The organism is Streptomyces sp. NPDC007162 (assembly GCF_040634175.1).
Taxonomy (GTDB): Bacteria; Actinomycetota; Actinomycetes; order Streptomycetales; family Streptomycetaceae; genus Streptomyces.
The window spans coordinates 1-11,192 of sequence record NZ_JBEYFC010000294.1; the positions used below are offsets into that span (position 1 = coordinate 1).

An 11,192-nucleotide genomic window follows, 5' to 3' on the forward strand; every position below is an offset into this window, starting at 1 on the left:
GAGGCGACCGCCGAACGGGACATCGAGCTGTGCCTGTTCACCGGGCCGCGCGGTACCTGGGACATCGGCGGCTCGGTGCGCTCCGACTCGCGGGGTGCCGGACTGCGCGCCCGCGGCCACGACGCCGTCGCCGGCTGTGTCGAGGACGCGATCCGGGCGACGGAACTGGGCGTCAAGTGCCTGCTCGTCGCCGACGAGGGCGTGCTGTGGACGCTGCACCGGGCGCGCGAGGCCGGGATCGTCCCGGCGGACACCACGCTGAAGGTGTCCGCGCTGATCGGTCCGGTCAACCCGGCGTCGTACTCCGTCTTCGAGCACCTCGGTGCCGACTCGGTCAACGTGCCGAGCGACCTGACGCTCGATCACCTCACCGAGATCCGGCGGGTGTCCGGCGCTCCCCTGGACATGTACATCGAGGCCCCCGACGACCTCGGTGGCTACGTCCGGATGTACGAGGTCGCCGAGCTGATCCGGCGCGGCGCGCCGGTGTACCTGAAGTTCGGCCTGTCCAAGGCGCCCGGGATCTACCCGTGGGGCAACCACCTGCGGGACGTGACCCTCAGCACCGCCAAGGAGCGGGTGCGGCGGGGGCGGCTCGCGCTGGACCTGCTCGCGCGGCACGGGGCGGACGGGGGGATGGCTCCGCTGGGGTCGCGGCTGCCGGGAGCTCTCCGACGGTTCCCCGTCGAGGGTTCCGCCTGACGAAACGTTCGGGACTGCGGGTCCGTTGTGGCTGGTCGCGCCCACGCGGCGGAGCCGCAGATCCCATACAGCCCCGCGCCCCTCAGGGGCGCTGCAAACCGACCTTGCTTGAAAACTCTCAACGACGAGAAGAACAGGGACCGATCATCATGCGCACTCGTAGAAGCGCCCTCACCCTCATAGCCGGGGCAGCCTCGCTCGCCCTGACGTTGTCCGCCTGCGGCCAGAGCAGTGAGGGCGGCAGCAAGGAGAGCGGCGGCAGCGCCAAGGGCGGCACCATCGGCATCGCCATGCCGACCAAGTCGTCGGAGCGCTGGATCAACGACGGCAACAACGTCGTCAAGAACCTGAAGGCCAAGGGCTACCAGACCAAGCTGGTCTACGGCGAGGACGACCCGGACACCCAGGTCTCGCAGATCGAGAACCTGATCACGCAGGGCGTCAAGGGCCTGATCATCGCGGCCATCGACAACAAGTCCCTGAACAACGTGCTTCAGGAGGCCGCGGACGCCCACATCCCGGTCATCGCCTACGACCGGCTGATCCTCGGCACCAAGAACGTCGACTACTACGCGTCCTTCGACAACGAGAAGGTCGGCGTCGAGCAGGGCACGTACATCGTGCACAAGCTCGGCCTGGACAGCGGCAAGAAGGGCCCGTTCAACATCGAGCTGTTCGCCGGCTCGAACGACGACAACAACACCAAGTACTTCTTCAACGGCGCGATGAGCGTGCTCCAGCCGTACATCGACAAGAAGCAGCTGGTGGTCAAGTCCGGCCAGACCGCGCTGAACAAGGTGACCACGCTCCGCTGGGACGGCGCGACCGCCCAGTCGCGCATGGAGGACATCCTCACCTCCTCCTACAAGTCCGCCAAGGTCGACGCGGTGCTCTCGCCCTACGACGGCATCTCGATCGGCATCATCGCCGCGCTGAAGTCGGACGGTTACGGCTCCGGCAGCCAGCCGCTGCCCGTCATCACCGGGCAGGACGCCGAACTGGCCTCGGTGAAGTCGATCATCGCGGGCCAGCAGACGCAGACCGTCTACAAGGACACCCGGCAGCTCGCCAAGGTCGCCGCGACCATGGTCGACGACGTCCTGAACAAGAAGACCCCGCAGGTCAACGACACCAAGACGTACGACAACGGGTCCAAGGTCGTCCCCGCCTACCTGCTCCAGCCGGTGAGCGTCGACAAGTCCAACTACGAGGACGTCCTGGTCAAGGGCGGCTACTACACCGACGCCGAGCTCAAGTAACCCGCCAAGCCCTGATCGACAAGCACTGATTGGAAGGCAGACCATGGCGGGACCCGTCCTGGAAATGCGCTCGATCGTCAAGACCTTTCCCGGCGTCAAGGCGCTGTCGGACGTCACCCTGACCGTCCGCCAGGGCGAGGTCCACGCCATCTGCGGGGAGAACGGCGCCGGCAAGTCGACCCTGATGAAGGTCCTCTCCGGCGTCCACCCGCACGGCAGTTACGAGGGCGAGATCCTCTTCGAGGGTGAACCCTGCGCGTTCGGTGACATCCGGGCGAGCGAGCAGCGCGGCATCGTGATCATCCACCAGGAGCTGGCGCTGTCGCCGTACCTCTCACTGGCGGAGAACATCTTCCTCGGCAACGAACACGCCAAGGGCGGGTTCATCGACTGGCGGGAGACCCTGCGGCACGCCAGCGAACTGCTGCGCAGGGTGGGTCTGGACGACCACCCGGAGACCCGCGTCGCCGACATCGGCGTGGGCAAGCAGCAGCTGGTGGAGATCGCGAAGGCGCTGTCGAAGAAGGTGAAGCTGCTCATCCTCGACGAGCCGACCGCGGCGCTGAACGACGAGGACAGCGGCAAACTCCTCGATCTGATCCTGGAGTTGAAGAACCAGGGCATCACCTCGATCATCATCTCGCACAAGCTCAACGAGATCCGCCGGGTGGCCGACTCGGTGACGATCATCCGGGACGGCCACTCCATCGAGACCCTCGACGTGAAGTCGAAGGAGACCACCGAGGAGCGGATCATCTCGGGCATGGTGGGCCGCGACCTGGACCACCGCTTCCCCGAGCGCACCGCGTACGAGGGCGAGGAGGACGCGGCGCCGGCCCTGGAGGTCCGCAACTGGACCGTGCGGCACCCGATCGACCAGGAGCGCAAGGTCGTCGACGACGTGTCGATCCACGTCCGGCGCGGCGAGATCGTCGGCATCGCGGGCCTGATGGGCGCGGGCCGTACCGAACTCGCGATGAACGTGTTCGGGCGGACGTACGGCCGTTACGACGGCGGCACGGTCCTCAAGGACGGCACGGAGATCCGTACCAAGTCGGTCGCCGAGGCGGTCGGGCACGGCATCGCGTACGTCACCGAGGACCGCAAGCATTACGGGCTCAACCTCATCGACACCATCAACCGCAACATCTCGCTGACCGCGCTGAAGAAGGTGGCCAGACGCGGGATCGTGGACGAGCACGAGGAGCGGCAGGTCTCCGAGGGCTACCGCAAGTCCATGAACATCAAGGCGCCGACGGTGTTCGAGCCGGTGGGCAAGCTGTCGGGCGGCAACCAGCAGAAGGTCGTCCTCAGCAAGTGGATCTTCGCCGGTCCCGACGTGCTGATCCTGGACGAGCCGACCCGCGGGATCGACGTGGGCGCCAAGTACGAGATCTACACGGTCATCGACCAGCTCGCCGCCCAGGGCAAGGCGGTCGTCTTCATCTCCTCCGAACTGCCCGAACTGCTCGGCATGTGCGACCGCATCTACACCATGGCCGCGGGCCGTCTGACCGGTGAGGTGCCCAGGGCCGAGGCCACGCAGGAAGTGCTGATGCGCCATATGACGAAGGACAAAGAGGTAACGCGATGAGCACGGATGTCACCGCCAAGAGCCCGGCGCCCGCGCCTCCGGGCAAGAGCGGATCGGCCGCCGAGGGGAACCTGCTCCAGCTGGTCCTCGACGGACTGCGCCGCAACATGCGCCAGTACGGGATGCTGATCGCCCTCGGTCTGATCGTCGCCCTGTTCGCGGTGTGGACCAACGGCGACCTGCTGCTGCCGCGCAACGTCTCCAACCTGGTGCTGCAGAACAGCTACATCCTGATCCTCGCCATCGGCATGATGATGGTGATCATCGCCGGGCACATCGACCTGTCGGTCGGCTCCCTGACGGCGTTCGTGGGCGCCTTCGCGGCCGTGCTGACGGTCAACCACGGGGTGGCCTGGCCGCTGGCCCTCATCCTGTGCCTGGTGATGGGTGCCTTCGCGGGCGCCGCCCAGGGCGTGTTGATCGCCTACTTCGGCATACCGTCGTTCATCGTCACCCTCGCCGGGATGCTGCTCTTCCGCGGTCTCACCGAGATCCTGCTCCAGGGGCAGACCATCGGCCCGTTCCCGAACGGCCTGCAGAACCTGGGCAACGGCTTCCTGCCCGAGGTCGGTCCGAACACCAACTACCACAACATCACGCTGCTGCTGGGCATCGTGCTGATCGCCGCCGTGGTCTGGCAGGAGTTCCGGGACCGGCGCCGCCAGCAGGAGTTCGCGCTGGAGGTGCCGCCCACCCGGCTGTTCTTGCTGAAGCTGACCGCGCTGGTCGCCGCCATCCTCGTCATGACCATGCTGCTCGCCAGCTACAAGGGCGCCCCGATCGTCCTGATCGTGCTGGGCGCGCTGGTCGTCGGCTACGGCTACGTGATGCGCAACGCGGTCTTCGGCCGGCACATCTACGCGATCGGCGGCAACCTGCCGGCGGCCAAGCTGTCCGGTGTCAAGGACAAGAAGGTCACCTTCTACGTCTTCCTCAACATGGGCGTGCTCGCGGCCCTGGCCGGGCTGGTGGTCGCCGCCCGGCTGAACGCGGCCTCGCCGAAGGCGGGCGACGGCTTCGAACTGGAGGCGATCGCCTCCTCGTTCATCGGCGGCGCCTCCATGAGCGGCGGTGTCGGCACCATCCTCGGTGCCATCATCGGCGGTCTCGTCCTCGGCGTGCTGAACAACGGCATGAACCTCCTCAGCGTCGGCACCGACTGGCAGCAGGTCATCAAGGGCCTCGCCCTCCTCGCGGCGGTCGGATTCGACGTGTGGAACAAGCGCAAGTCCGGTTCGTAGTCAGCACGGGCCCCGCCGAAGAGGCGGGGCCCACTCCGTAAGGCGAGAGAGCCGAAGGGGCGCGTCGGTGTCGAGGCGGCGAGCGCGCGGAGGCCCGGAGGGCTGAGCACGGTCGTCGTCTCGACACCGGCTCCGGCGCCCCGGAGGCGAACCGAGCCAAGAAAAAAGGGGAGCCGCACATGGAACTGAACAGACGCACGGTCATCGCAGGAGCCGCGGCGGCGGGGATCGCCGCCACCACCCTCGGCAGCGGGGTCGCCGAGGCCGCCTCGGGAGGCAGGAAGCCGGTGAAGGAGCCCTTCGGGAAGCTCGCCGACGGTACGAAGATCTACCGCTGGTCGCTGGAGAACGGCGGCACCCGGCTGAAGGTCCTCAACTGGGGCGGTGTCGTCCAGACCCTGGAGCTGCCGGACCGCCGGGGGCACTACGCCAACGTGGTCAACGGCTTCGACAACATCGACGACTACGTCGCCAAGACGCCGTACTTCGGCGCCCTCATCGGCCGCTACGGCAACCGCATCGGCAAGGGGCAGTTCACCCTCGACGGCAAGCACTACCAGCTGTCCGTCAACGACGGCGTGAACAGCCTGCACGGCGGCACCCAGGGCTTCGACAAGCACGTCTGGGACGTCGAGCCGTTCGTGAAGGGCTCGGACGTCGGCCTCGTCCTGCACTACACCAGCGTCGACGGCGAGATGGGCTACCCGGGCACGCTGCGGACGAAGGTGACGTACACCCTCACCCGCCGCGGCGAGTGGATCATCGACTACGAGGCCACCACCGACAAGGCCACGGTCGTCAACCTCACCAGCCACGTCTACTGGAACCTCGCCGGCGAGGGCAGCGGCACGATCGAGGACCACGAGCTGACGATCGCCGCGGGCCGCTACACACCGACCGACTCGGGTCTGATCCCCACGGGTGAGCTGGCCACCGTGCGCGGTACGCCGTTCGACTTCCGCGAGACCAAGACGATCGGCCGGGACATCCGTGCCGGGCACGTCCAGCAGGTGCAGGCCAAGGGCTTCGACCACAACTGGGTGCTCGACAAGGGCGTCACCGCGAAGCCGGAGCACGTCGCGACGCTGCGGGACCCGCGGTCGGGCCGGACGCTGAAGATCGCGACCGATCAGCCGGGGCTGCAGTTCTACTCCGGGAACTTCCTGGACGGGACGCTGACGGGGACGGGTGGGCGCACCTACCGGCAGGGTGACGCGCTGTGCCTGGAGACGCAGCACTTCCCCGACTCGCCGAACCACGCGAACTTCCCGTCGACCGTGTTGCGGCCGGGGCACGTTTACCGGACGCGGACGGTCCATTCGTTCGACGCCTGAGACAGCGTGGGCGCGACCGGTAAGGGGCCGGTCGCGCCCACGCGGCACCTCACACTTTTTTCACACTGGTTGAACAAGGGCTCAAGCGCCCTCGTATTCAAGGGCGGCCCGTGCTCCCCCGCGCGGGCCGCCCAAGACGACGGGCCCGGACGTCCCCATCGGGCCCGCCTCATACGGAGGTTCAATGGCCGGCAACGTCACCTCGTTGTTCCGCAGCGGTGCTCACAGCCCGTCGATGGCGGCGCTGGCACGCGAGGGGGGCGACGGGACCGGCCCGGTCGACTTCTGCATCCCCTGTAACCCCTATTTCCCCACTCCGGCCATGATGGAAACAATGGCCGCGCGGCTCAAGGACATCATCACCTTCTACCCGAGCAGCGCCGACACCATCACCGCCGAGCTGTGCAACCTCCTCCAGCTCCCGCCGCAGGCCGTGGCCATGGGCAACGGCTCCACCGAGCTGATCACCTGGATCGACCACCTGCTGGTCCGCGAGTCCCTCGCCATCCCCGTCCCCACGTTCGGCCGCTGGACCGACCAGCCCATGGAGACCGGCAAGCGGGTCGACATGTTCCCGCTGCAGGAGTCCAACGGCTTCGCCCTCGACCTCGCGCAGTACGCCGACTTCATCCGCACCCGGGGGACCAGGGTCGCGGTCATCTGCAATCCGAACAACCCCGACGGCGGGTTCGTCCCCAAGCGCGCGCTCGTGCAGTTCATGGACGCCATGGCCGACCTGGACCTGATCGTCATCGACGAGTCGTTCCTGGAGTTCGCCGACGCGGAGCAGGAACCGAGCGTCGTGCAGGAGGCGATGATGCGGCCGAACGTCATCGTGCTGCGCAGCCTCGGCAAGAACTTCGGCCTGCACGGCATCCGCTTCGGCTACATGGTCGCGAACCCCTCGCTGGCCGGCAAGGTCCGCTCCATGCTGCCGAAGTGGAACCTGAACGCGTTCGCCGAGTACGTCGTCTTCATGCTCAGGGAGCACGGTGCCGAGTACGCGCAGAGCCTGCTCCAGGTCCGCAAGGACCGCCTGGAGATGGCGAGCCAGCTCTCCGTGCTGCCCGGCCTGACCGTCTACCCCTCCCAGGGCAACTTCCTCTTCGTGCGCCTTCCGGTCGGCGCCGAGGGCACCGTGGTGCGGGACCGGATGCTCACCGAGCACCGGATCCTGGTCCGCGAGTGCGGCGACAAGATCGGTTCGTCCAGCCGCTTCCTGCGTCTCGTGGTGCGCCCCGAGGTGGACGTGCGTCGCCTGGTGTCCGCCATGGAACAGGTGCTGTACGGGACCAGGAGGGGAGCCGCCGTACCCGAACTGGGCACCGGGACCAGCTACAGCTCGGGTACGGCGGCCGTCGACCGGCTGGTGAGCGAGACGAACGGGGCGGGGATCCCGTTGGCGCAGGCGGTGGGGGCCGGACCGGTCCCGAGCCTCACGCCGGCTCCCGGACCGGGGCTCGCCGCGGCCCCCGCGGCCGGGCTGGGCATGCCGATGGCCGGGCAGTCCGGCGGGGTGGGGATGCCGCAGCCGATGATGGCACCGGTGCCGGCCGCCCCTGCTGCTGCTCAGATGCAGATGCCCATGCAGCCGCCGATGGCACCGCAGCCGATGATGGCGCCGGTGCCGGCGCCTGCGCCCGCCCCGCCGATGCAGATGCCGCAGATGCCACAGATGCCGGCGCCTGCGCCGGCGCCCGTCCCCGCGCCCATGCCGACCGGGCCTACGCCGCCCGGGGTGCCGGCCCGAGGTGGGCTGACCGCGGCGCAGGTGCGGGGGGCGACCGCGCCGCCGCCCGCGCCCGGGTTGACGCCGGCGCCGGCGACGGGGTGGCCGAATGCGCAGAGCTGGCCGAACGCGGCGGGGATGGGGCAGGCCGGCTGATCGGCGGGGGTGTTCTGTGCGCGGCCGGGTGCGGCTGGTTCGTGGCTGGTCGCGCAGTTCCTCTCCCAGCCTTCGGCCGGGGGTACCCCCAGCGCCCCTAACGGGGCCTGTCACCCCGAACGGCGTGGAGCAGTGCGGCTCCCAGGGGGAGGGCGTGACACGCCGTCTGTTTGAAGCCTGTCTCCTCCAGCAGGCGTCGGTAATGGGGCTCGTCCCGTTCCCGGCCCCCGACGTTGCACAGCATGTGGACGTCCCAGGCCGCCGCTGTGCTGCTGGGCAGCAGGCGTTCCACGACGAGGAGTTCGGCGCCGTGACGCATCGCCCGGGCGCACCTGCGCAGGATGGTCCGGCAGTGGTCGTCGTCCCAGTCGTGCAGGACGCGGGACAGGAGGTAGACGTCGCCGTCGGGCGGGACGGAGTCGGTGAAGTCTCCCTCGGCGTAGGCGCAGCGGTCTCCCAGATCCGCCAGCTCCTGGCGGGCCGCCGCCAGCGCCTGCGGACGCTCCAGCAGGACCCCCTCCAGGTGACCGTGGGCACGCAGGATCCGGCCGAGCAGCGCGCCGTTTCCGCCGCCCACGTCGATCACCCGCCGGGCGGCGGAGAAGTCGGCCAGGTGCGGTACCGGGGTGAACATCTCCGCGCTCGCGGCCATCCCGCGGTGGAAGAGGTCGCCGAGTTCGGGGCGTTCGGCGAAGTAGCGGAAGTGGTGCCGGCCGTGGCGGTGGGCGAAAGCTTCCTGCCCGGTGCGTACGGAGTGCGGCAGCCCGGCGAAGGAGTCGTAGAACGGGCCGCCGTACAGCAGCGCAAGCGGGTGCATCGAGAACTCGGTGCCGGTGCGCAGGGGTTCGCCGAGAGCGGTGAGGTGGTAGGTGGCGTCGGCCGCGGTGAGCAGGCCGAGGCCGGCCAGGTAGCGCAGCAGGCGGCGCAGGGCGTCCGGGTCGGTGCCGGTCAGGTCCGCGAGGATGGCGGCGTCGAGGCCGGGGCGGGCGGCGAGGTGGTCGGCGATGCCGAGTTCGGCCATGGTGCGGACGGCCTGGGTGGCCCAGGCGCCGGTCATGACGCGGAGGAGGGCGAGGGTGGGGTCGGGGAGGGGTTCCTGGCGGCCGGGGAGGCGGAGTTCGAAGCGGCGGTGGTCGGTGGTGCGGAAGTAGAGGACGGTGACGTTCTCGTGGTCGTTGTAGCCGCCGCCGTCCGGGACCGCGCCCGCGCGCTCGGTCAGCAGGGTGCGCAGTCCGGCCGGGACCACCCGGCCCGGCGCGGTGACGGCGAAGGCGTGGTGGGACTCGTGGCCCGCGGTGCGTTCGTCGGCGGCGACCGCCTCCAGCGGGGAGCCGGGCGGTACGGGCAGCGCGAAGATCTCCACGGTGCGCCCGGCGACGGGCACGTGCACGATCCCGACCGGGCTGTCGCGGAGGACGGCGCCGTAGCGGCGGGCCAGCCGTCCGCGCACCACCACGCTCGGGACGACGGGGCCCGGGTCGAGGCCGGCGCCGCGCAGTTCGTCGCGGAGGCCGTCGAGGGAGGCGGGGAAGACCAGTACGGCGGTGTGGTCGTAGCCGAGGTGGCGGGCGACGTCGGCCCGCTCGTCGGCCGTCAGGCCGGGCAGCAGCTCGGCCAGGACCTGGTCCGTGTCGTGGTCGCGGACGTGGTCGGCGGCGCGCCGGATCCGGTCCAGGTCGGTTTCCGTCAGACATGCCTGTACGACGGAGAGGTTCATGAAGAATTCCCGATGATCGTGGGGCAGGAAGAACCGGGGCCGAGACGCCCCGGGGGTCAGATGCCGGTGTAGTTCTCGGCGAAGAAGTCCTGGTGGGCGCGGGAGGTGCGCAGGCTCTCCAGGCGGGCGTACTGCAACTGGCGTCCGTAGCGGGCCTCGTCGGCGTCGCCGTCTTCGGCGGGGCCGTGCAGCAGGCCGCTCATCCAGTGCGAGAACTCATGGGCCCGCCAGACCCGGGGCAGGCAGTCGGCGGCGTACCGGGCGAGGCCGCTGTCGTCACGGCGCAGCAGCGCCGCCTCGAAGGCGCGGGCCAGCAACTCGGCCTGGAGCACGGCGAGGTTGGCGCCCTTGGCCGCCGACGGGCTGATGAGCCCGGCCGCGTCCCCGGCCAGCCACAGCCGCCCGGCGCCCGGCGCCTCCAGCACGTCGGAGCGCAGGTCGACGACCGCCTTCTCCAGGACGGCTCCCTGGCGCAGCGGCCCGAACTCGGCCGTGCGCATCCGGGTGGCCAGCTCGGTCCAGATCCGGTCCTCGCTCCAGTCGGCGGGGGCGGTGCCGCGCGGGCACTGGAGGTAGTAGCGGGTGACGGACGCGGTGCGCGCCATGTGACCGGCGAACCCGCGCGGGTGCAGGGCGTATCCGGTGGCCGGCATGCTGGGCGGGGCCGCGGCCAGGACGGCGAGCCAGGAGACGCCGTGGTCCCAGCGGGCGGTGCGGGTGCCGTGTGCGGTCAGGGTGGCGCGGCCGATCCCCCGGTGCCCGTCGCAGCCCGCGACGTACCGGCCGGTGACGTCCGTGCCGTCGCGCAGCCGGACCCGGCCCCCGGTGACGTGTGTCGCCTCGACGCCGAACCGGAGGTCGCCGCCGCGCCGCAGGTACTCGGCGACCAGGTCGCGCACCAGTTCCTGCTGGGGGTAGACGGTGTGCACCTCGCCACGGCCCAACGTGGCGTAGTCGAGGGTGAATTCACCTCGGTCGCTGCGGAACTGGCAGGTGGTGTGGGTCGTGCCGCGGGTGAGCAGGCCGGCCGCCAGGCCGTACTCCGTGAGGACGCGCACGGAGCGGGCCGCGAGGAACCCGGCCCGGGCCCGGCCCTCCACCGCGGCGCGGCTCCGCCGTTCCAGGAGCACGCAGTCGATGCCCCGGTCCAGCAGCAGGTTCCCCAGGACGAGTCCGGCCGGGCCGGCGCCGACGATCACTACCCCGGCCTGTGCTGTTGCCATTCCCCGCCCGCCCCTGGAGTTTCCCTTGTACAGACGGTTTCTTATCAGCCCAATCACCCCCACAAGGGGGTCAAGCGGACTAATTACCTCTAAAGGGTTGCGGGAGGCGAGAGGCGCTGCCGATGACCCGGGAAAAAGCGCGGTGCCCGTCCGCCGGGAAGGCGAACGGGCACCGGATCGAGCGCCGGGCAGGCCTTGCACCTGCATTTCCCCGCAGGAAGCGGGGGGTGTTTTGGT

The 11,192-nt window shown here is 69.8% G+C and carries 8 protein-coding genes; 6 read left to right on the plus strand and 2 right to left on the minus strand.

The features are described from left to right. The 6 genes from ABZ646_RS28835 to ABZ646_RS28860 all read left to right on the plus strand — a co-directional run. A partial coding sequence (locus tag ABZ646_RS28835; RefSeq protein WP_360524912.1) for a hypothetical protein occupies nucleotides 1-702 on the plus strand: 702 nt, incomplete at its 5' end. Between the two features lie 149 nt (nucleotides 703-851). Then, nucleotides 852-1,961 carry a multiple monosaccharide ABC transporter substrate-binding protein gene (gene chvE, locus ABZ646_RS28840; RefSeq protein WP_360524915.1) on the plus strand — a complete coding sequence of 370 codons (1,110 nt, stop codon included), beginning with the start codon at nucleotides 852-854 and terminating at the stop codon, nucleotides 1,959-1,961. A 43-nt stretch (nucleotides 1,962-2,004) separates the two neighbouring features. Next, entirely contained in the window at nucleotides 2,005-3,555 is a 1,551-nt protein-coding gene (gene mmsA / locus ABZ646_RS28845) for a multiple monosaccharide ABC transporter ATP-binding protein (RefSeq protein ID WP_360524918.1), read from the plus strand. Next, nucleotides 3,552-4,796 carry a multiple monosaccharide ABC transporter permease gene (gene mmsB / locus ABZ646_RS28850; RefSeq protein ID WP_360524921.1) on the plus strand — a complete coding sequence of 415 codons (1,245 nt, stop codon included), beginning with the start codon at nucleotides 3,552-3,554 and terminating at the stop codon, nucleotides 4,794-4,796. The genes mmsA and mmsB overlap by 4 nt, the downstream gene beginning before the upstream one ends. Before the next feature lie 179 nt (nucleotides 4,797-4,975). Continuing rightward, nucleotides 4,976-6,130: an aldose epimerase family protein gene (locus ABZ646_RS28855; RefSeq protein ID WP_360524924.1), complete on the plus strand. Its 1,155-nt coding sequence runs from the start codon at nucleotides 4,976-4,978 to the stop codon at nucleotides 6,128-6,130. A gap of 184 nt (nucleotides 6,131-6,314) precedes the next feature. Next, nucleotides 6,315-8,015 (plus strand): histidinol-phosphate transaminase, encoded by a 1,701-nt coding sequence (locus tag ABZ646_RS28860; protein ID WP_360524927.1) that lies wholly within the window; start codon nucleotides 6,315-6,317, stop codon nucleotides 8,013-8,015. Between the two features lie 97 nt (nucleotides 8,016-8,112). Here ABZ646_RS28860 and ABZ646_RS28865 read toward each other — a convergent pair whose 3' ends face one another. Together ABZ646_RS28865 and ABZ646_RS28870 are read right to left on the minus strand one after the other, a co-directional pair. Next, complete coding sequence (locus ABZ646_RS28865; protein ID WP_360524930.1) at nucleotides 8,113-9,732, minus strand: methyltransferase; 1,620 nt, start codon at nucleotides 9,730-9,732, stop codon at nucleotides 8,113-8,115. A gap of 56 nt (nucleotides 9,733-9,788) precedes the next feature. Beyond that, complete coding sequence (locus tag ABZ646_RS28870) at nucleotides 9,789-10,955, minus strand: 4-hydroxybenzoate 3-monooxygenase (protein WP_360524933.1); 1,167 nt, start codon at nucleotides 10,953-10,955, stop codon at nucleotides 9,789-9,791. Nucleotides 10,956-11,192: the final 237 nt, after the last annotated feature.

Excerpts from the sequence above, each read along its gene's own strand:
- ABZ646_RS28860 (WP_360524927.1), top strand. The coding sequence starts at position 6,315 with ATGGCCGGCAACGTCACCTCGTTGTTCCGCAGCGGTGCTCACAGCCCG.
- mmsA (WP_360524918.1), top strand. The coding sequence starts at position 2,005 with ATGGCGGGACCCGTCCTGGAAATGCGCTCGATCGTCAAGACCTTTCCC.
- ABZ646_RS28870 (WP_360524933.1), bottom strand. The coding sequence starts at position 10,955 with ATGGCAACAGCACAGGCCGGGGTAGTGATCGTCGGCGCCGGCCCGGCC.
- mmsB (WP_360524921.1), top strand. The coding sequence starts at position 3,552 with ATGAGCACGGATGTCACCGCCAAGAGCCCGGCGCCCGCGCCTCCGGGC.
- ABZ646_RS28855 (WP_360524924.1), top strand. The coding sequence starts at position 4,976 with ATGGAACTGAACAGACGCACGGTCATCGCAGGAGCCGCGGCGGCGGGG.
- ABZ646_RS28865 (WP_360524930.1), bottom strand. The coding sequence starts at position 9,732 with ATGAACCTCTCCGTCGTACAGGCATGTCTGACGGAAACCGACCTGGAC.
- chvE (WP_360524915.1), top strand. The coding sequence starts at position 852 with ATGCGCACTCGTAGAAGCGCCCTCACCCTCATAGCCGGGGCAGCCTCG.